We start from the raw sequence: 18,518 nt of genomic DNA on the forward strand, positions 1-18,518 counted from the left end.
CTTCCCGCACGAATAGGGGCAGAACTGCCCGCTGTTCGCGCCACGCCCCAGACGCTTCCCGCAGCAAGATCAGTGAATCGCTGACAGACGCCCCAGGTGCAGTGGTGTGTACTTCAGGTACGTATCCCGAGGATGCGCGACAGGCCCTCGTCCAGGCCTGCGTACCTGCCCTGAACCTGCCTCACGGCTGCAATGCCTGCATTGGGTACCCGTCGCTCATCCCGTCAACCTGGCAGGAGGAAGCGATGCAAACGCAAAACACGACGATCACTCGACAGGTACGTGTCTGGTGCGCAATCGGCGCCGCGGCAGCGGCGATGGGCATGGCGGGGTCCGCTCACGCGGACATGAAGACGTCGACGGCCGGCCCGTTCACCTATGTTTGCGGCGGCGTGGCTGCCGACGAACAGGCCGAAATGCGCAGCGAGGCGTCCCAGTACGACATGGGCCTGCTGTTCACGCAGGGCGGCCGCGGAGAATATCTGTCGGACGTCAACGTGAAGCTCATGCGCAATGGCCAGCAGGTGGCCGAGTTCACGGCCACGGGCCCGCGATGCCTGATCAAGGGGCCGCGCGCCGCTTATCAGGTCGTGGCCACTTATGAGGGCACATCCAAGCGCACGACGGTGAGCCCTGGAGAAAAGAATGTGCAGATGCGCTGGTAACCGGCGCGGATGAACAGTCAGTCAAGCAGTCCTGTGCCGCGCCGCTGGCGCGGCCGCCATGCCGGCTACCCCTCCCGCGGGTGCCGGCATATTTTTTTGCCGGTCGGCTACCGGCCAGCCACGCTGCACGATTGCCGCCGCGGTGGCACACTTGGCAGTCTCTCGCCGATCCCCCGGATCGCGCGGCTCCGGCGCCGCCTCCCGCGCCTGCCCTGACAAACCCTGGAGTCTTCCCGACATGAGCACCACGCCCAACAGCCGCTGGATCCGTATCGACACCGCCGACGGCAGCTTCGACGCCTATCTGAGCCTGCCGCCCGGCGGCAAGGCCGCCGGCAACCCCGGCATCGTGCTGGTACAGGAGATCTTTGGCGTCAACGAACACATCCGCAGCGTGGCCGACCAGTACGCGGCCGACGCCTACGTGGTGCTGGCCCCGGACGTGTTCTGGCGTTCGGCCCCGCGCGTGGAGCTGGGCTACAGCGGCCCGGACCTGGAAAAGGCCATGGAACTGCGCAAGGCCGTGAACCTGGAAGACACGGTGTCGGACATCGCCGCCACCGTCGAGGCGCTGCGCAAGGAAATTGGCGAAGGCGGCAAGGTGGCCGCGGTCGGTTATTGCTTCGGCGGCCTGGTGTCGTACATGGCCGCGGCGCGCGGGCTGGTGGATGCGGCGGTGCCCTACTATGGCGGCGGCATCCAGAACAATCTGCAGGAGGCAGCGGCCCTCAATGTGCCGGTGCAGTTCCACTACGGCGCGCTGGATGCCCATATCAAGCCCGACGATGTGGAGAACGTACGACAGGCCGTGGCCGGCAAGCGAGGCACCGAGGTCTTTGTCTACGACCAGGCCGACCACGGCTTCAACTGCTGGGCGCGCGCGTCGTATCACCAGCGTTCGGCCGCGCTGGCGCATGGCCGCGCGCTGACCTTCCTGGCCAACGCGCTCTCGTAATCGACCCGACAGTCGAAAAAAAGCCCGGCCCTGGAGCCGGGCATTTTGTGTTGCGTTGTGTAGCCGACCGATCCGGTATGTCAGTAGGGCACGGCCGTGCCGTTCTGCACCTTGACGCGGTCGCCGATGCGCAGGTTGTAGGGGCTGGCCTGCGTCAGTGTCATATAGGCGTTGTCATTGGTACGCACCCGCACGCGAAACGCCGGCGCCGTGGTGTGGGTGCGCTTTTCCACCTCGTTGCCGGCCAGCGCGCCGGCCACCGCGCCGCCGATGGTGGCCACCGTGTTGCCACGCCCGCCGCCGATCTGGTGCCCCAGCAGGCCACCCGCCACCCCGCCCAGTACGGCCCCCACGCCGCTGGCGTTGGCCGGCTGTCCGCCCACCTGCTCGATGGACTCCACCCAGCCGTAACGCACCGCATAGGGGTCGTTGTAGCCGGCGCTGTTGCCGTAGGTGCCGTCGTAGCTGCCCTGGGACTGCTGCGGGTAGCCATACTGGTCATAGCCGGGCTGCTGCGGATAAGCCGGCTGCTGGGCCTGCTGCGGGTAGGACGACTGGGGGTAAGCCTGCTGCGGGTACGACTGCTGCGGATAGGCAGGCGCGCCACTGATCTGCGTGCCCGAGGTGCCGTAGGCCGATCCATACCCGGCATTGCCATAGGCACCCTGGTAGCCAGCACCCTGGTAGCCGGCGGTCTGGTAGCCCGTTCCATAGCCATCGCCATAGCCGGCGCCATAAGGTGCGGCGCAACCGGCCAGCGCCACCGTTCCGGCAGCCACGGCGGCCAGTGCAAGCGTGCGGGCGGCCGGGCGAATCGTGATGGACATGATGGGGACTCCTGCGACGGTGCGCGTGTTGATATTGCGCGGGAGTCTAGTGCCGCGCCATGCCGGCAGGTGTCACCGGAGATTGTGATGGGTAACCGGCTGTAACGCGGCGGGCCCGACGTGCGAAAGGCGGCGCTCAGCCGCGTTCGGACTCGTCGTCGTTGAAGGCCGTGATGCGCGCCACACGAAATGCGCCACGCAGCGATTCCAGCTCGGCCCGGTGCAGCGCGGCCAGCCGGTTCAGGCATCGCTCGCCCTTGGCCAGCAGATGGATCTGCACCACGCGGCGGTCGTTGGGATCGGTCCGGCGCGTGACCAGTCCGGCGGCTTCGCAGCGGTTGACCAGCGCCACCACGCCGTGCTGCTTCGCCTGCAGCCGCTCGGCCAGCTCGCCCACGGACGCCCAGTTCTTGTCGCGGCTGCCCCGGATATGCAACATCAACAGGTATTGCTGCACGGTCACGCCTTCGGCCTGCGCGGCATCCTCGGAAAACCGCAGGAAGCGGCGCAACTGATACCGGAAATCGGACAGCGCCTCGAAGTCATGCTTGCTCAATACGTTGGCATCGGTCGAAGACTTCGCGGAAGCGGTCGGGCGTGGCATGGGCGGGAAGGCGGCTGCGCGTGCGGTATCGGACAAGGCGCCCATTATATGGGGGGCATGGCCGCGCCCGGTGCGATGACACGCATTGCACCCCTATTTTCCACGGGGCCGGGGCAGCGGGGTATGGCAGAATCTGTGCGGTCGTCGACACCCTGTCGCCCTCTAACGTATTCAAGGGAAATCCGCCCGATGTTCACGGAAATCATCCTCTTCCTGCTCGATACCGTCTTTACGCTTTTCGGCATGGCACTGCTGCTGCGGCTGTGGATGCAACTGACCCGCCTGCCATCGCGCAATCCGGTCTCGCAGGGGGTGTTCCAGGTCACCGACTGGCTCGTGCGCCCGCTACGCCGCATCATTCCGGGCCTCGGCGGCATCGACTGGGCCACGGTGCTGGCCGCCTACCTGACCGCCGTGGCATTCCTGGTGTGCCGCGCGCTGGTGCTCGATGCCGATCCGCTGGCGTATCTGCCCGTGATCCTTGGCCTGGCCGTGCTGAGCCTGCTGAAGTGGGGCATCAGCATGGTGATGTGGGTCACGCTGCTCATGGCGGTGCTGTCGTGGGTCAATCCGCAATCGCCGCTGGCCGGCCCGATCTGGCACCTGACCGCACCGCTGCTGCGGCCGATCCAGCGCGTGATGCCGCGCCTGGGCGGGTTCGACATGTCGCCGCTGGTGCTGTTCGTCATCGCGCAGATCTTGCTGATGCTGATTGCCGGTGTTAGCCGTGGGGTAGTGTGAGCAAACACTAACCTTGCATCGCTGTCCGGTGGCGGCGCGCCACCGTACCACAAAATGTATCCCTAGGGTTAACCCCTAATGTCCAGACAGCTGGACAGTCTGTCGAGGATTCGCCCTTTTTCGTGCGCGTGCCGACGCCTACATTACAGCCACCGCGGGCCCACCCGCGATCTCTGCCAACAAGTAGGAACAGCACACCATGAAGACCCTCGCCCTCTCCCTGCTCTGCGCCATCGGCCTGTCGGCTGGCGCCACCGCCGCCCAGGCTGCGCAACCCCTGTCGGACCTGGCTCGCCTGGACGGCAGCATCGGCCGCAAGATCGATCCGTACCTGGACGGCGCCCGTGGCGTGACCGAAAAGCGTGACGTGTATTCGGAAGGCGCCCGCTCGGTGACCGACAAGCGCGATGTGTACTCGGAAGGCGCCCGTGGCGTGACCGAGAAGCGCGACGTGTACAGCGAAGGCGCCTAAGTCCTTACCCGCTGCAGCGGCTTCGCCTTTCCCCCAAAGGCGAAGCAGGCCCGGGGTACGCTCCCCCGCGTTCCGCCGGGCCACCTTCCCCTGCCCCCTCTCCCGCATTTCCCCGTACCGCATCCCCCGCCGGGCCAGTTACTGCCCCAGCGCGTCAAGCTCCGCCCCCATCATCGATTCGATGGCTTCCATGAACGCCCGCACCTTGCGCGGCTGGAGCCGCCGGTCAGGCAGCAAGGCAAACACCCTCAACGGCGGCAACGGGTAATCGGGCATCACCCGAACCAGCCTGCCCTGGGCGATTTCCGTTTCCGCGGCCGTCATCGGCACCCGCGCGATGCCCAGGCCCGCCAGCGCGGCCTGCATGCGCAGTTCGGCGTTGTACGTCTGCATGCGCGGCCGGATCGGCACCGGAATTCGCCGGCCGTCGCGCGAAAATTCCCATACCGACGCACCGGGCGTGGCCAGCGTGGGCATGTTGGACAAGTCTTCGGGCTGCATCTGCGCCGGCAGGCTGGCTGCCAGGCTGGGCGCGGCCACCAGCCCGCGCTCCACATTCCAGATGCGTCGCGCGATGGTGCCGGAATCGGGCAAATCGGTGTCCACGGTCACGAAGGCGATGTCATAGCCTTCCCGGATCGGATCGACCAGCCCCTGGGCAATTTCCACCGTGATATCAAGCGCCGGATGGGCGGCCAGCGTGCGGCAGATGACGCCGCCCAGCTGCTGCGCCCCGAATTCGTAGGGCGTGGCAATGCGCAGCATGCCCTGCACGCGTTCCTCGCGGGCCAGCGTTTCCTGGCGGATTTCACGCAGCCGGGCGAACAGCGGCGCCACGTCGCGATAGACGGCGCCGCCGGCATCGGTCAGCCGCATGCGGCGCGTGGTGCGTTCCAGCAGCTTGGCGCCGATGGCGGTTTCCAGCCGGATCACCGCCGCGGACACGCGCGATTTCGGGCAGTCCAGGGCCGCGGCCGCTGCCGTGAACGTGCCCTGCTCCACCACGCTGCAAAATGCCTCCCAATCATTCCACTGGATTGTCTCGCTCACCGAACCCATTCCCTTGTATGACACTGTTGTCGTGGCCGCCCGTCGTGGCCGCTTGTCGACGGCATCTGCCGCGCCGGACGGCCGCACATTATGCGGTAGACAGATTCGTCTCGTCAGTGCCACCGATAGTTCCACGCGGCCTGCGGCACTGCGGTAAAGGTTGCTCCGGACTGGCAAAGCAGGCACATTTCCTCTACCCTTTCGGCCTTTCCGAGGCTTTCCGAACTTTCTCAGACCCATGGCGCATCCTGCCGATTCCGCTACGTCCCGTGCGCCCGCCGCCGGTACGACCGAAAAGCCGAGCGACAGCTATGTGCAGTCATTTGCGCGTGGCCTGTCGGTCATTCGCGCGTTCAACGCCAGCCATCCGGCCCAGACGCTGACCGAAATCGCCCAGGCGAGCGGCCTGACCCGGGCCGGCGCGCGGCGCATCCTGCTGACGCTGGTGGGGCTGGGCTACGTGCAGAACGACGGCCGGCTGTTCCGGCTGACGCCCAAGATCCTGGACCTCGGGTTCGCCTACCTGACCTCGATGCCGTTCTGGAACCTGGCCGAACCGGTCATGGAGGCGCTCTCGCAATCGGTCCACGAAAGCTGTTCGATCTCCGTGCTCGACGGCACCGAAATCGTTTATGTACTACGCGTGCCGGCCCGCAAGATCATGACTATCAACCTGTCGATCGGCAGCCGGCTGCCGGCCTACTGCTCGTCGATGGGCCGCGTGCTGCTGTCCGGACTCGACGACGCCGAGCTCGACCGCGTGCTGCAGGCGTCGGACCTGCAACCGCGTACCCGCCGCACCGTCACCGATATCGCCGCGCTGAAATCGCTGATCGCCGATATCCGCACCCGTGGCTGGGCCCAGAACGACCAGGAGCTCGAGGAAGGCCTGGTGTCGCTGGCCGCCCCGATCCGCAGCCGCACCGGCCAGGTGATCGCCGCGCTGAACATCAGCGGCCAGGCCAATCGGACCAGTGCCCAGGAAATGACCGACCAGTTCCTGCCACCATTGCTGGAAGCCGCCGAGAAGATTTCGGCGATGGTCAGTTTGCGGACCTGACCCCCCACCCCTTTCGTTTCCCTCCCCGCCTTTATTCCAGCGCGCCGGGCCCTGCCCGGTAACGCGGGGGCATTCCTGCGCGTCTCCATGGCATCCGCGCGCTGTTGCATGCGACACATCGGATTTTCCGGTCAGCCATAGCGAAATAACTTGTTTCGCCAATATGGCGCACTACGATTACGCTCAACGGCTCCGACACCGATAAAAAGGCGGCCGATCCCGGCTGCCCGCGAGGAGACAAAATGGCCAGGAAACCCACAAGAGGCGACATCGATCCCCGGCGTCGCGGCGTGCTGATGGGCGGCGCTGCCCTGACGCTGCAGGCGTCGCTTGGATTTACCGCCACGCGCGCCTTGGCCGCGGCCAATACCACCGAAATGCCATTCGAAAACGGGCATCGCGAACTGGTGGCATTTCCGCAAAAACGGCCGCTGATCCTGCTGACCAACCGCCCCCCGCAACTCGAAACGCCATTCGAGGTATTTGGCGAGAATGTGATCACGCCGAATGACGCGTTTTTCGTGCGTTATCACTGGAGCGGCATTCCCACATCGATCGACGCATCGACCTATCGCCTGAATATTGACGGCCATGTGTCGCGCCCCGTGTCGCTGAGCCTGCAGGACTTGCGCAAGCTGGGCGACCCCGTGGAAATCGTCGCGGTCAACCAGTGTTCGGGCAATGGCCGCGGCTATTTCTCGCCGCGCGTCAATGGCGGCCAGCTGGGCAATGGCGCCATGGGGAATGCGCGCTGGACGGGTATCCCGCTGCGCACCGTGCTGGAAAAGGCCGGCATCAAGGCCGGCGCCGTGCAGGTCAGTTTCGACGGGCTGGACCGCCCGCCGCTTGAAAACGGCCCGGACTTCGTCAAGGCGCTGTCGATGGACCATGCCATGGACGGCGAGGTCATGCTGGCCTGGGCCATGAACGGCAAGGATCTGCCGATGCTGAACGGCTACCCGCTGCGGCTGGTCGTGCCCGGCCATTACGGCACCTACTGGGTCAAGCACCTGTCGCACATCGCGGTCCTGGACAAGCCCTTCGAGGGCTTCTGGATGAACCCGGCCTATCGTATTCCGGCCAACGACTGCGCCTGCGTGGCACCGGGTACCGCACCGGCCAGCACCGTGCCGATCGGCCGGTTCAACGTCCGCTCCTTTATCACCAGCCATATGCCGGGCAGCTTTATCAGGTCCGGGCAGCCCGCCGTGGTCAAGGGCATTGCATTCGACGGCGGCCATGGCATTGCCGAAGTCGCATTTTCCGACGACGGCGGCGCCAGCTGGCGTTCCGCCGAACTGGGCAAGGACCTGGGCCGTTATTCGTTCCGCGAGTGGAGCATCGCTTTTGAGCCGAAGCGAAAGGGAGAATTCGATTTGCGGGCGCGTGCCAAAACGCGATCGGGAGAAATCCAGCCGCTGACGGCAACCTGGAATCCTGCGGGATATATGCGGAACGTCGTGGAATCCACGCGCATTCTGGTAGTTTGAGGGGGCCCATCATGAAACCGCACCACACCTTCATGCTGGCCATCGCCTGCGCATTGGCCGCGGCGCCCGGGTCATCGCATGCCCGCCCACTGGAAATCAAGCTGCCGCAGGAAACGGCCAGCTACAAACCCAGCACGCTGCCCGGTTATCACCTGGCGCTGCAGAACTGCATGACCTGCCATTCGGCCCAGTATGTCTCCACGCAGCCATCGACATCGACCCGCGCGTACTGGGACGCCACCGTCAAGAAAATGAAGAAACCGTTCGGCGCGCCGCTGAAGGACGAGGATATTCCGGCGATCGTCGATTATCTGACGAAGACTTACGGGGCGGAACAGGCGCAGGGGACGTCGAACGGTGCGGCTGCAAAATAGTGGCGCGGCCGAAGCGGGTAAAGCAAAAAGCCGCCTTCCAGGGCGGCTTTTCAGACTCCTGCGTTCACGGAACGCATTTTCGCTACGCCAACTTGCTACGCGCAGCTTTCAGGTGTGACGCGCCACCTCGAACAACTTCCTGCGAGACGGAATCGGCTTTGTCGGGCTGACGTTTTGCAGAATGGCGCGCCAGCACCGCCGCCACATCCTTTAACGCGCGTGCCGGGGGCATAGCCGGCTTGGTCTTGCGAGTGATGGGATCTGGCATCTTCTTTGGTCGGACTCTGGATCGAGTGCGAAGGCAACGACGCGGAAGCCGCAGCCTGTCAGGTCTCGCATGGTCCTACCAAATCGGCGCCCAGGTGTATGACGCGGGTCAAGCCCATCAACAATGACTGTCTGTCCCTCAGCGCGGCCCCGTCCTCGGTTCCCACGACACCGCCACGTCGCCCTTGATAAACGTCTGGCATGCCATGCGATAGCCGGCGGCCAGGTCGTCGTCGTTCAGGTGCTTGCGCTCCTTGGGCTTGACGGCGTCGGTGTATTCCAGGCCCTGCTCGATCCGGCATTTGCAGGTGCCGCAGATGCCGCCGCCGCACTTGAATGGAATCCCGCCCTGCTCGCGCAGCGATACACGTAGCAGATTGCTGTTTTCCGGCGCGGTCACGGTCTTGCCGTTGTTGGTCACGAACGTGATTTCGACGGTGCGCGCCTGTGGCGTGGCGGCGCCGTGGGTGTCGGTGTGTTCGGTCACGGTGGCATCGGCTTCGGTGTCGGCCTGCATCATTGTTTCCTTATCGAGAGATCCATGCTGCCGAAGTGCGCCAGCTTCTGCAGCGCATCGTGGGCAGCGTCGAGCGTGTCGAAACGCTCCAGGAATTTGGTCGGCACGTGGTTGACCACGGGGTCGGCGTCGGGCGCGGAGGATTCCTCGATCACGCGCACCTTCACCGGCTGTTGCGTTTCCGTCAGTTCGGCAATCACGAAAATCGCCTTGGGTCGCCCGTAGAACAGGTATTCCCAGGTCTCGCGGGGTTCCACGCCGGGCACGGCCTCGGTGCGAAACTGGCCCGGCTTGCTGGTCAGGATCACGAACATGCGGAAACCACCATCTCGGGCTGTTCCAGTTCGATGTCATGCGTCAGCCAGATCTGGCAGGCCAGCCGGAAGCCCTGGTCCAGCCGCTCGCCAAGCTGCTTCTTCTCTTTCCAGTTGGGCGGCGGCAGGTGTTCGGCGCCGGCCAGCACCTTGCAGGCGCACTTCGAGCATTTGCCCATGCCGCATTCGTAGCGCAGGTTCGGATACGGAAACTGCTTGATGCCGGCGCGCACGACGAGATTGGTCTCAGGCTTGACCTCGTCGACGAATACCTGGCCGTTCTTATGGAAGGTGACTTTCGGCATAGCTATTTCTTTAATCTGGAAAGACTCGGCTCAACGCCACAGGAACATGGCGCAGATCGTGGAGACAAACAGGCCGGCCAATACCGGCAACAGCAGCGCCCGCACCGCATCGAGCACCGGCACACGGGCAAAGCCGGCCACGGCGATCAGCGACGACCACGCGATCAGCGTGCCGCCGCCGGTCCACACCGCGCCCATCTGGCCCACGGCCGCGAGCGTGGCCGAATCGAAACCGACCACCGGACCCAGCGCACCGGCCAGCGTGCCGGTCAGCGGCAGACCGGCAAAGCCCGATCCGTCGATGCCGGTGATCATCCCCACCAGCAGCACGCCGAACGCCACCAGCACGTGGTTGTCCGGAATCATGTGCTGGTAGGCCTGGATCAGTTCGAACAGCAGGCTCGGTGCGCGGCCCGCGTCCACCCCCAGGATCTGGGCGGCGGTTTCGCCGGCACCCACGAAGAAGAAACCCGCGATCGGCAGCACCGATCCCATCGCCTTGAACGCAAACACGAAGCCGTCGGTGATGTGGTCGGGGCAGACGTCGAGCATGCGGCGCGGGCCTTCGGCGGCGAGTGTCGCCAGCATCATCAGCAGCGCGGCCACGCCGCCCACCAGTGCCGCGGCGGCGCCGCCCTTCAGGTCGGGCATGCCCGACGAGATCTTCGGCAGCACCATCAGCGTCACCACGCAGATAAACGCCAGCGGCGTCAGCACGGCGAAGAACTTGGACCACTTCACACGGCGGCGCGCCACCATCGCCAGGCTCTGCTCGATGTTCGCGTCGGTGGCCAGCGGCTCTTCATGCGATGTGCCGCGTGCGATCTCGGCCTTGTCGAACGTGCCGGTGGCCTCCACGGCGGTGTCCGCCCCGGTGGCGCGAGCCTGCCAGCGATCCAGCAGCGCGCCGCTGGCCGGCACGATATGGCGGCGCATCGACAGGTAGGCCAGCGACAGCGCGATGGCGCCGGTGATGATCGACAGGATCAGCGCGCGGTCGGCCACCACGGCAGCACTGACCGCCGCGCCGGCCGCCTTGGCGCTGATGCCCGGCGCCACACCGATCACGTAGTCCGACGACAGCGCCATGCCCTGGCCGGCGATGGCGATGGCCATGGCCCCCGCCAGCGGCGGCAGGCCGGCGGCAATGGCGGCTGGCAGCAGGATGGCGGACACCAGCGGCACGGCCGGCGTGGGCCAGAAGAACAGCGAGATGACATAGGTGATGCCGGCCAGGATGAAGTAGGCGCTGTGTCCGTTCTTCATCACCACCCGGAACGGCTCGACCATGCGGATATCGGACCGCAGCGTCTTCAGCGCATTGAGCAGCGCCGTCATGAACGCAATCACCAGGAAGATGTTGAACAACTCCTTGGCCGCCACCAGGCTGGCCGAGAAGATGCCGCCCAATGCGCTGATGGGGCTGCCGGTGATGGCCAGGATCACGAGGAAGGTGCCGACGATGGACGGCACCACGACATTGGCCCGCAGGATCATGGTCAACACGATCACGGCCACGCCTAGCAGATACACCCAATGTGCCAGGCCAATCTCAACAGCATGTTGCATGAGGCTCCCCTTTTCCTGGAGGCCCTTGTGGGGGCGGTATAAGAATTCTGTGGTGCGACTGTTTTTGTATACTATATCCCGCAGTCGCTTCGAAACAAGCGAAAACTGCGCGACCTAGGGAAATCACCCGATCGGTGCGGAAACCGGCGTACAGGCACGGTTTGCGAGCATCCCGCACCACGCCGGACAGGCCGCACGCCCCGGGAAAACCCTGTGGTTTTCTTCGAAACTATGTGTAGACTGTATACCGAAATAGCTTCCGAGACGATTTCACCATGCTCCATGTCACCGACGCGATGATCGACCGCCACGTCACGGCCGACGATGCCCAGGCCGCGATGCGCGAAGCCTTCCAGAGTTTCGGGCGCGGCGAGGCCGCCATGCAGGAACGGATCCGCACGGAAGCCGGCGGCGTGAAGCTTTCGACGCTGGGCGCGGTCATCCCGGCCCAGCAGGTAGCCGGCGCCAAGGTGTATACAACCATCGCCGGTCAGTTCTCGTTTGTCATCCTGCTGTTTTCGACGGTTGACGGGCGTCCGCTGGCCTCGTTTGACGCGGGCGCCATCACACGTTTGCGCACGGCGGCCTGCACGGTGCTGGCCGCGCGCCGGCTGGCGCGTCCCGATGCCGAAACGCTGGCCCTGTTCGGCGCCGGCACGCAGGGGGTGCAGCATGCGTTGCAGTTGTCGGCCGCGTTGCCGCTCAAGCGCATCCTGGTCTGCGATCCCTATGCCGATGCGGCCGCCGCCGAGCGTCTGGCCGCGCAGTGCGGCATCCCGGTGACCTTCGCACAACCCGAGGAAGCCGCCGCCGCGGCGGACATCATCGTGACCGCCTCGCGTTCCACCACGCCGCTGTTTTCGGGCGCCATCGTCAAGCCCGGCACGTTCGTGGCCGCCATCGGTTCGAGCCTGCCGCACACCCGCGAACTCGACGACACGCTGCTGTCGCGCGCCGCCACCGTGGTCGTGGAATGGCGTCCCCAGTCGCTGCGCGAAGCCGGCGACCTGGTGCTGGCCGACAAGGCCGTGCTGCCCGACGACAAGATCGTGGAACTGGCCGATGTCCTCCTGAACGGAACCGATACCCGCGCCGCGCGCCGGCAGCCCGACGACATCGTGATCTACAAGTCGGTCGGTGTCGGTCTGGAAGACGTGGCCCTGGCCGGCGTGGCCTGGCAGCGCATCACTGCCGCGGAGGCTGCCGCCGCCTGATTTCGCACCACCGGAAGTCGCCGCGTGCGCGCGGTTTTTTTATCGCCTGAACGACGTTGTAGAAAGTATACAAATTCATTCCACCCCGAACGCAGACAAACAGGAGTCCCCAAATGGCTGAACTGATGAACCGTGAAGAATTCCGCGCCGCCCTGGAAAACGCCATCAAAGGCAAGAGCGCCAACCAGGCGCCGTTCAGCAAGGCATGGGCCAGCGGCACGCTGAGCCGCGAGCACCTGGCGCGCTGGGCCGAGAACCACTACCACTACGTGGGCCCGTTCGCCGACTACCTGGGCTATATCTACGCCCGTACGCCCGACCACATGACCGAGGCCAAGGACTTCCTGCTGGCCAACATGTACGAGGAGGAAATCGGCGGCGACCGCCACACCGACCTGCTGATCCGCTTTGCCGAAGCCTGCGGCACCACGCGCGAGCGGGTGGTGAGCCCCGACAACATGTCGCCCACCACGCGCGGCCTGCAGAGCTGGTGCTACGCGGTGGCCATGCGCGAAGACCCGGTGGTGGCCGTGGCCGGTCTGGTGGTCGGCCTGGAATCGCAGGTGCCGTCGATCTATCGCAAGCAAACCCCGACGCTGCGCGAAAAGTACGGCTTCACCGACGAAGAGGTGGAATTCTTCGACCTGCACATCGTGTCCGACGAAATCCACGGCGAACGCGGCTACCAGATCGTGCTGGAACACGCGAACACGCCCGAGCTGCAGCAGCGTTGCCTGAAGATCTGCGAGATCGGCGCGCAGATGCGCCTGCTGTACACGACCGCGCTGTACTACGACTACGTCGACACCAAGCCGGAAGCCGCTGCCGCCTGAGGCACACCTGTCAGGAAGTCCGGACCCGGCGCCCTGCGCGGCGCTGGTCCGGCGTCTCTCCGAACCCGAACAAGGCCCCGCAAGATGACCGAGACGTACCGCAACTACATCGACGGCGAATGGTGCGATAGCGCCAGCGGCCGCACGCTCGACAACATCAATCCCGCCGACACGCGCGACATCGTCAGCCGCCACGCGGCGTCCGACGCGCGCGATGCCGCCGCCGCCGTGTCCGCCGCAGCCGCCGCCTTCGACAGCTGGAAGAAAACGCCGATCGGCAAGCGCGCGAAGATTCTCAACGACGCCGCCGCTCATCTGGAAGCCAACGCCGACGCCATCGCCGCCGAACTGACGCGCGAGGAAGGCAAGTCCCTGAACCTGGCGCGCGACGAGATCATGCGTTCGGCGCAAACCCTGCGCTTCTACGCGGTGGAAGGCCAGACCTTCAGCGGCGAAAGCTATCCGAACGACGACCCGGACATGCTCGTGTACAGCCTGCGCGAGCCGCTGGGCGTGGTCACGGTGATCTCGCCGTGGAACTTCCCCGTGTCGATTCCGGCCCGCAAGATTGCACCCGCGCTGATCACCGGCAACACCGTGGTGTTCAAGCCGTCGTCCGATGCGCCGCTGTCCGGCTATCGCCTGGCCGAGGCATTCGTCAAGGCCGGCATCCCGAAGGGCGTGCTCAACTTCCTGACCGGCAGCGCCGGCGAGGTGGGCCCGACCATCGTCGAATCGCGTGCGGTGCGCGCGGTGTCGTTCACCGGATCGACGCAGGCCGGCGAGCAGATCCACAAGTCCGTGCCGATGACCACGCGCACGCAGATGGAACTGGGCGGAAAGAATCCGCTGATCGTGATGGAAGACGCCGATCTCGACCGCGCCGTGGACCTGGCCGTCAAGGGCGGGCTGTCGCTGTCGGGCCAGGCGTGCACCGGCACCAGCCGCATCCTGGTGATGCGCGAGGTCAGGCAGGCCTTCACCGACAAGCTCGTGGCCAAGGTCAAGACGCTCAAGATCGGCAGCGGCATGACACCGGGCATGGACCTCGGCCCGCTGGCCACGCGCAAGCAGTTGCAGACCGTGCTGGGCTATATCGAGGCCGGCAAGCAGGAAGCCACGCTGCTGTGTGGCGGCCAGCAACTGACCGATGGCGATTTCGCCAACGGCTTCTATGTGGCGCCGGCCGTGTTCACCGACGTCACGCAGTCGATGCGCATTGCCCGCGAGGAAATCTTCGGCCCGGTGCTGGCCATCATCGAAGTGGACAGCTACGCCCACGCCATTGCCCAGGCCAACGACACCGAGTACGGGCTTTCCGCCGCCATCGCCACGCGCAATCCGCGCTACATGCACGACTTTGCCCGCGACATCGAATCGGGCACCGTGAAGATCAACCGCACCACCACGGGCAACCTGGTCAACGCGCCGTTTGGCGGGCTGAAGCGGTCCAGCACATCGACGTTCCGCGAATCGGGCCGCGCCGGGCTGGAGTTCTACACGCAGATCAAAACGGTCTACCAGGGCGTCTGAAGCCAGGCAGTCCGACACAAATTAAGGAAACAGCCATGAAGAAAGCCATCAAGCTGGAACTGAGAGAAGCGCGCCACATGGTGGCCGCCGCCGTGCGCAAGGCCGAGGAAATCGGCGTGCTGGAATCGGTCTGCATCGTCGACGACGGCGGCTACCCGCTGCTGCTCGAACGCATGGACGGCGCGCGCATCACGGGGCCGCAGATTGCGTGGAACAAGGCGTTCACCGCGGCCGGCCACAAGCGGTCCACGCACCTGTTCAACACCGCGCCGAACGGCCCGGCGCTGCCCGGCAACGAGGCGTTCGGCATCCAGTGGAGCTTCGACGGCAAGTTCGCCGTGTTCGTGGGCGGCTACCCGATCGTGGTCAATGGCGAAGTGATCGGCGGCGTTGGCCTGTCGGGCGGCAACGGCGAACAAGACACCGCGTGTGGCGTCGCCGCGCTGGAAGCGCTGCGCGACCTGCTGGCCGCCGAAGACCTGACCGTGCTGGCGCAGGCCGATATCAAGAAGTAAGCAAGGGGGAATCGTCATGTCCCATCGGGTGGAGATTGCGGAAACGCAACAGGTGTTCATGGTGGCGCCCGGTGAATCGGTGCTCGACGCCGCCCTGCGCTGCGGCGTGGAACTGGCGCACGAATGCACGTTTGGCGGCTGCGGCACGTGCCGCATGCGCGTGGTGCAGGGGTCGGTCTCGTACGAGGATTTCCCGATGGGGCTGACCGAGGCCGAGCACGCCGACGGGTTCGCGCTGGCATGCCAGGCGCGGCCCGACGGCGACCTGGTCATCAGTACCGCCCGCGCGGCCGGCCCGCAGGTGCCGGCCCGCCGCGCCACGGCCACCGTGCTGTCGGTGGCGCCACTCGGCCCCGACGTCATGCATCTGCGCCTGGCACTGCCCGACGACGAACCCTTCGTCTACGCGCCTGGCCAGTACCTGAAGGTGCTGATGGACGATGGCACGCATCGTAGTTTCTCCATGGCGTCGGCACCGGCCGGCAATACCGTGGACTTCCACGTCCGGCAGATCGCCGGCGGCCGTTTCACGTCCGCGCAGTTGCCGCAGTTGCGCGCTGGCGACCGGCTCGACGTGGAATTGCCGCATGGCAATTTCAGCTTGCGCAAGGAAGACTACCGGCCGCTGCTGATGGTGGCCACGGGCACCGGTCTGGCGCCCATCAAGAGCATGCTCGAATCGCTGATGGACGATCCCGACTGCCCGCCGGTGTGGCTCTACTGGGGCATGCGCTCGGCGGCGGACCTGTATCTGCACGACGAGATCGCAACGTGGGGCGAACGGCTTTATGACTTCCAGTACGTCCCGGTGCTGTCGCGCGCCGACGACAGTTGGCAGGGCCGCCGTGGCTATGTCCACGAGGCCGTGGCCTCGGACCTGGGCGACCTGTCCGAGCACGCCATCTATCTGTGCGGATCGCCGAACATGATCCACGACGCCAAGCAGACGTTCATGGTGCTGGGGGCGCAGGCGCCATTCATCTATTCGGACGGCTTCACGTTCCAGCACGCGGGAGGCTGAGGCGCCGGGCAGGCTGAAAGGGCTGAAGGGCTGAAAGGGCCGGACGTCACACCGGCGGCATGCCGGTAGATGTCTACCCTATGTCTTCCATGAGGAGGTGACGGTATACAATAGCGGCATTCACGCTGCGGCCCTTCGACCGCGGCCCAACACCGATATCCGACGGCCGATCCCGATCATGAACGACGCCACCGCTGCCCTGAAGCCGGGTCCGGACACCCCGGCCGCAAGCCTGGGCGCCCAGCATTCCCCCCTGTTCGCGCTGGTCACGGACACCCTGCGGCAACGCATCCTGGGTGGCCAGTACGAACAGGGCGAACGTCTGGTGGAAAACACGCTGTCCCTGGAACTGGGCGTATCGCGCATCCCGGTGCGCGAAGCGTTGCGCGCGCTGGCGGCCGAAGGGCTGGTGCGCATCGAGCCGCGGCGCGGTGCATCGGTGGCGCGCCTGTCGCCCAATATCGCGCGCGAAATGGTGGAAGTGCGAGCCACGCTGGAAGGGCTGAACGCCAAGCTGGCCGCCCAGCGCCGCGACCCGGCACTGATCGCGGAACTCGAAAAGGTCCTTGAGGAAGGCAACGATGCCGTCAACAGCGGCCAGACCGAGCGATTTGTCGAACTGAACTCGCGGTTTCACGAGGTACTGGGCAATATCGCCGCCAACAGCGTGCTGCAGGACATGATGCGGTCGCTGCGCGAACGCACCGCGCTGCTGTTCGCCCCGGCGAACCAGAGCCGCGCCCGCCTGAACTGGGACGAGCACGCGCAGATCCTGCAGGCCGTGATTGCCGGCGACGCCGACCTGGCATCGCTGCTGGCCACGCGGCACGTCTACAGCGCGGCCAAGGCCGTGGAATCGATCAACGGCGCCGAAGCGGCAGCCAACGGACACCCGCCCGCCTGATAACGGTACGCGCCGGCAGCCGTTCCCGCGGCACGCTGCGGAACCCATTTGCCGCGCTGTCTACGCACCACTTCGAATCCGGCAATCCCTTGTTGCGCACCAGGAAATGGCGCAGTGCACCATCAGAGTGTATACTGTAGGCGTTTCTTGATCGCAATAGGGATTGACCATGAACTACCCGGATGCTTCGTACCTCGACCGTCCGGTGGGCGAGCAGCTTCTGAGCCACTTCGCACGCCGTGACGCCGTCCGCCATGCCTCGCCGCTGCTGCCGCTGCGCCTGGCCGACCTGCTGGCACTGTTTCGCGGCAACGCCTCGCATCACAAGGCTGTGTGATCCAGGCGCGTGGCCAAACAAGAAGCCGCCATACCAGCCGCCCAACCGGGCGGCATTTTTTTGCCTGGCGGCCTGCGGCTGTCAAAGCGCGGCCGGGGGCATCTCCACGCTGCCGAACTCGGCCGATCGCGAGCCGGTGACCGGGCGGTTGCTGGCGCCGAAATAGGCGAAGGCCACCGACAGCTTCACGGCCTCGGAATCGTTGCGGCCGGCCGCATGGAACAGCCGGCTGTCGAACATCAGCACGTCGCCGCGATGCAGGGCCAGCGGCATCGCCCCCTTCAGCAGCATCTGGCTGGCCGGATGCGCCTCGATCAGGAATTCGGCCGGGTCCAGCTGGGCCGGATCGAGCTTCGCGCGATGGGAACCCGGAATCACGCGCAGCACGCCGTTGCGCTCGTCTTCGTCACCGAGCGCCAGCCACACGGTGACCAGATCGGGCTTCATGAACGACCAGTAGCGCGTGTCCCGATGCCAGCCGGTCTGGCTGCCATAGTGCGGGTGCTTGGTCATCACGCAGTTGTGGTGGGCCAGCGTCAGGCGGGTGGGTTCGCCCAGCAGCGCCTCGACGGTGGCCACCAGTTGCCGATGGCTGGCCCAGCGGCGGAAGACCTCGTCGCGGCCGTACGCCTGGCGCAGCCGCCGCACCGTGTGGCCGCCGGCGGCCTGGCGCGTGGCCGGTGCGCCGGGGTAGCCCAGGTCGGCCTCGAACTCCACCGGCGGCACGGCCGCCGCCAGATGCTCGCGCGTCACGGCCTCCAGCGCCGCGCACGTGGCCTCGCTGGCAAAGTTGCGCAGCACGATATAGCCGCCCGCATGGAATTCGCGGGCCAGGCTGGCCAGCGCCGCCTGGTCGGCCAGCGGCGCTGAAGAGTCGAAATCGAGTGAGGCAGGCGCGCCAGACACGCGCGGTGGCGAAGCAGTCATTGCAGCGGCTAGGACGATTCTGAA

The 18,518-nt window shown here is 65.8% G+C and carries 22 protein-coding genes; 14 read left to right on the plus strand and 8 right to left on the minus strand.

What is annotated here, in order from left to right; all coding sequences use genetic code 11:
* The first annotated feature begins 245 nt into the window (after positions 1–245).
* Positions 246–665, plus strand: a complete 420-nt coding sequence (locus tag AC24R4_RS05855) for a hypothetical protein (protein WP_153949825.1) — start codon at positions 246–248, stop codon at positions 663–665.
* A 238-nt stretch (positions 666–903) separates the two neighbouring features.
* Positions 904–1,620 carry a dienelactone hydrolase family protein gene (locus AC24R4_RS05860; RefSeq protein ID WP_487522483.1) on the plus strand — a complete coding sequence of 239 codons (717 nt, stop codon included), beginning with the start codon at positions 904–906 and terminating at the stop codon, positions 1,618–1,620.
* Between the two features lie 80 nt (positions 1,621–1,700).
* Here the strand turns inward: AC24R4_RS05860 and AC24R4_RS05865 are convergent, their stop codons facing one another.
* Positions 1,701–2,447: a glycine zipper 2TM domain-containing protein gene (locus tag AC24R4_RS05865; protein WP_487522484.1), complete on the minus strand. Its 747-nt coding sequence runs from the start codon at positions 2,445–2,447 to the stop codon at positions 1,701–1,703.
* A gap of 136 nt (positions 2,448–2,583) precedes the next feature.
* Positions 2,584–3,051, minus strand: a complete 468-nt coding sequence (locus AC24R4_RS05870; protein WP_400395678.1) for a MarR family winged helix-turn-helix transcriptional regulator — start codon at positions 3,049–3,051, stop codon at positions 2,584–2,586.
* Between the two features lie 189 nt (positions 3,052–3,240).
* On the opposite strand from AC24R4_RS05870, the gene AC24R4_RS05875 reads away from it, so the two are divergent.
* Both AC24R4_RS05875 and AC24R4_RS05880 read left to right on the plus strand, forming a co-directional pair.
* On the plus strand, positions 3,241–3,792 hold the full coding sequence (locus tag AC24R4_RS05875) for a YggT family protein (protein ID WP_400395677.1): 552 nt from the start codon (positions 3,241–3,243) through the stop codon (positions 3,790–3,792).
* Between the two features lie 199 nt (positions 3,793–3,991).
* Positions 3,992–4,264, plus strand: coding sequence for a hypothetical protein (locus tag AC24R4_RS05880; protein WP_153949830.1), 273 nt, complete (start codon positions 3,992–3,994; stop codon positions 4,262–4,264).
* Between the two features lie 138 nt (positions 4,265–4,402).
* Here AC24R4_RS05880 and AC24R4_RS05885 read toward each other — a convergent pair whose 3' ends face one another.
* Positions 4,403–5,314, minus strand: a complete 912-nt coding sequence (locus AC24R4_RS05885) for a LysR family transcriptional regulator (protein ID WP_400395675.1) — start codon at positions 5,312–5,314, stop codon at positions 4,403–4,405.
* Positions 5,315–5,552: 238 nt separating this feature from the next.
* Between AC24R4_RS05885 and AC24R4_RS05890 the strand changes: the two genes are divergently transcribed.
* From AC24R4_RS05890 to sorB, 3 genes are all read left to right on the plus strand, one after another.
* Complete coding sequence (locus tag AC24R4_RS05890) at positions 5,553–6,374, plus strand: IclR family transcriptional regulator (RefSeq protein ID WP_400395673.1); 822 nt, start codon at positions 5,553–5,555, stop codon at positions 6,372–6,374.
* A 242-nt stretch (positions 6,375–6,616) separates the two neighbouring features.
* Positions 6,617–7,864, plus strand: coding sequence for a SorA family sulfite dehydrogenase catalytic subunit (sorA, locus tag AC24R4_RS05895; protein WP_487522485.1), 1,248 nt, complete (start codon positions 6,617–6,619; stop codon positions 7,862–7,864).
* A 32-nt stretch (positions 7,865–7,896) separates the two neighbouring features.
* A complete protein-coding gene (gene sorB / locus AC24R4_RS05900; protein WP_487522486.1) occupies positions 7,897–8,238 on the plus strand; it encodes a SorB family sulfite dehydrogenase c-type cytochrome subunit in 342 nt (113 codons plus the stop codon).
* Between the two features lie 406 nt (positions 8,239–8,644).
* On the opposite strand, the gene AC24R4_RS05905 is transcribed toward sorB, so the two are convergent.
* Genes AC24R4_RS05905 through AC24R4_RS05920 form a run of 4 tightly spaced genes read right to left on the minus strand, consistent with a single transcriptional unit; the run spans position 8,645 to position 11,210 of the window.
* The gene (locus tag AC24R4_RS05905) at positions 8,645–9,022 is read right to left on the minus strand and encodes a 2Fe-2S iron-sulfur cluster-binding protein (RefSeq protein ID WP_400393306.1); all 378 of its coding nucleotides are present in this window, start codon (positions 9,020–9,022) and stop codon (positions 8,645–8,647) included.
* A complete protein-coding gene (locus tag AC24R4_RS05910; RefSeq protein ID WP_400393308.1) occupies positions 9,022–9,336 on the minus strand; it encodes a ferredoxin in 315 nt (104 codons plus the stop codon). Before AC24R4_RS05910 ends, AC24R4_RS05905 begins: the two co-directional genes overlap by 1 nt.
* Positions 9,327–9,641, minus strand: a complete 315-nt coding sequence (locus AC24R4_RS05915) for a 2Fe-2S iron-sulfur cluster-binding protein (protein ID WP_153949834.1) — start codon at positions 9,639–9,641, stop codon at positions 9,327–9,329. Before AC24R4_RS05915 ends, AC24R4_RS05910 begins: the two co-directional genes overlap by 10 nt.
* A gap of 30 nt (positions 9,642–9,671) precedes the next feature.
* On the minus strand, positions 9,672–11,210 hold the full coding sequence (locus AC24R4_RS05920) for a hypothetical protein (RefSeq protein WP_153949835.1): 1,539 nt from the start codon (positions 11,208–11,210) through the stop codon (positions 9,672–9,674).
* Between the two features lie 275 nt (positions 11,211–11,485).
* On the opposite strand from AC24R4_RS05920, the gene AC24R4_RS05925 reads away from it, so the two are divergent.
* From AC24R4_RS05925 to AC24R4_RS05955, 7 genes are all read left to right on the plus strand, one after another.
* A complete protein-coding gene (locus AC24R4_RS05925; protein WP_400393310.1) occupies positions 11,486–12,424 on the plus strand; it encodes an ornithine cyclodeaminase family protein in 939 nt (312 codons plus the stop codon).
* A gap of 113 nt (positions 12,425–12,537) precedes the next feature.
* The gene (locus AC24R4_RS05930; protein WP_029050817.1) at positions 12,538–13,257 is read left to right on the plus strand and encodes an iron-containing redox enzyme family protein; all 720 of its coding nucleotides are present in this window, start codon (positions 12,538–12,540) and stop codon (positions 13,255–13,257) included.
* Between the two features lie 84 nt (positions 13,258–13,341).
* Complete coding sequence (locus AC24R4_RS05935) at positions 13,342–14,790, plus strand: aldehyde dehydrogenase family protein (RefSeq protein ID WP_400393312.1); 1,449 nt, start codon at positions 13,342–13,344, stop codon at positions 14,788–14,790.
* A 35-nt stretch (positions 14,791–14,825) separates the two neighbouring features.
* Positions 14,826–15,305, plus strand: a complete 480-nt coding sequence (locus AC24R4_RS05940) for a GlcG/HbpS family heme-binding protein (RefSeq protein ID WP_029050819.1) — start codon at positions 14,826–14,828, stop codon at positions 15,303–15,305.
* Positions 15,306–15,321: 16 nt separating this feature from the next.
* A complete protein-coding gene (locus AC24R4_RS05945; protein ID WP_400393314.1) occupies positions 15,322–16,326 on the plus strand; it encodes a 2Fe-2S iron-sulfur cluster-binding protein in 1,005 nt (334 codons plus the stop codon).
* 178 nt (positions 16,327–16,504) lie between these two features.
* On the plus strand, positions 16,505–17,230 hold the full coding sequence (locus AC24R4_RS05950; protein ID WP_400393316.1) for a GntR family transcriptional regulator: 726 nt from the start codon (positions 16,505–16,507) through the stop codon (positions 17,228–17,230).
* Between the two features lie 169 nt (positions 17,231–17,399).
* Positions 17,400–17,567, plus strand: a complete 168-nt coding sequence (locus tag AC24R4_RS05955) for a hypothetical protein (RefSeq protein WP_400393318.1) — start codon at positions 17,400–17,402, stop codon at positions 17,565–17,567.
* Positions 17,568–17,648: 81 nt separating this feature from the next.
* Here AC24R4_RS05955 and AC24R4_RS05960 read toward each other — a convergent pair whose 3' ends face one another.
* Positions 17,649–18,494, minus strand: a complete 846-nt coding sequence (locus AC24R4_RS05960; RefSeq protein WP_400393320.1) for a phytanoyl-CoA dioxygenase family protein — start codon at positions 18,492–18,494, stop codon at positions 17,649–17,651.
* Positions 18,495–18,518: the final 24 nt, after the last annotated feature.

The sequence above is a fragment of the Cupriavidus sp. CER-90 genome, assembly GCF_057652055.1.

Bases quoted from the DNA above. Each gene is read 5' to 3' on its own strand.
- AC24R4_RS05890 (WP_400395673.1), top strand. From the start codon at position 5,553: ATGGCGCATCCTGCCGATTCCGCTACGTCCCGTGCGCCCGCCGCCGGT.
- AC24R4_RS05910 (WP_400393308.1), bottom strand. From the start codon at position 9,336: ATGTTCGTGATCCTGACCAGCAAGCCGGGCCAGTTTCGCACCGAGGCC.
- AC24R4_RS05955 (WP_400393318.1), top strand. From the start codon at position 17,400: ATGAACTACCCGGATGCTTCGTACCTCGACCGTCCGGTGGGCGAGCAG.
- AC24R4_RS05945 (WP_400393314.1), top strand. From the start codon at position 15,322: ATGTCCCATCGGGTGGAGATTGCGGAAACGCAACAGGTGTTCATGGTG.
- AC24R4_RS05930 (WP_029050817.1), top strand. From the start codon at position 12,538: ATGGCTGAACTGATGAACCGTGAAGAATTCCGCGCCGCCCTGGAAAAC.
- AC24R4_RS05940 (WP_029050819.1), top strand. From the start codon at position 14,826: ATGAAGAAAGCCATCAAGCTGGAACTGAGAGAAGCGCGCCACATGGTG.
- AC24R4_RS05960 (WP_400393320.1), bottom strand. From the start codon at position 18,494: ATGACTGCTTCGCCACCGCGCGTGTCTGGCGCGCCTGCCTCACTCGAT.
- AC24R4_RS05865 (WP_487522484.1), bottom strand. From the start codon at position 2,447: ATGTCCATCACGATTCGCCCGGCCGCCCGCACGCTTGCACTGGCCGCC.
- sorB (WP_487522486.1), top strand. From the start codon at position 7,897: ATGCTGGCCATCGCCTGCGCATTGGCCGCGGCGCCCGGGTCATCGCAT.
- AC24R4_RS05950 (WP_400393316.1), top strand. From the start codon at position 16,505: ATGAACGACGCCACCGCTGCCCTGAAGCCGGGTCCGGACACCCCGGCC.
- sorA (WP_487522485.1), top strand. From the start codon at position 6,617: ATGGCCAGGAAACCCACAAGAGGCGACATCGATCCCCGGCGTCGCGGC.
- AC24R4_RS05880 (WP_153949830.1), top strand. From the start codon at position 3,992: ATGAAGACCCTCGCCCTCTCCCTGCTCTGCGCCATCGGCCTGTCGGCT.
- AC24R4_RS05935 (WP_400393312.1), top strand. From the start codon at position 13,342: ATGACCGAGACGTACCGCAACTACATCGACGGCGAATGGTGCGATAGC.
- AC24R4_RS05905 (WP_400393306.1), bottom strand. From the start codon at position 9,022: ATGCAGGCCGACACCGAAGCCGATGCCACCGTGACCGAACACACCGAC.
- AC24R4_RS05920 (WP_153949835.1), bottom strand. From the start codon at position 11,210: ATGCAACATGCTGTTGAGATTGGCCTGGCACATTGGGTGTATCTGCTA.
- AC24R4_RS05855 (WP_153949825.1), top strand. From the start codon at position 246: ATGCAAACGCAAAACACGACGATCACTCGACAGGTACGTGTCTGGTGC.
- AC24R4_RS05925 (WP_400393310.1), top strand. From the start codon at position 11,486: ATGCTCCATGTCACCGACGCGATGATCGACCGCCACGTCACGGCCGAC.
- AC24R4_RS05870 (WP_400395678.1), bottom strand. From the start codon at position 3,051: ATGCCACGCCCGACCGCTTCCGCGAAGTCTTCGACCGATGCCAACGTA.
- AC24R4_RS05915 (WP_153949834.1), bottom strand. From the start codon at position 9,641: ATGCCGAAAGTCACCTTCCATAAGAACGGCCAGGTATTCGTCGACGAG.
- AC24R4_RS05860 (WP_487522483.1), top strand. From the start codon at position 904: ATGAGCACCACGCCCAACAGCCGCTGGATCCGTATCGACACCGCCGAC.
- AC24R4_RS05875 (WP_400395677.1), top strand. From the start codon at position 3,241: ATGTTCACGGAAATCATCCTCTTCCTGCTCGATACCGTCTTTACGCTT.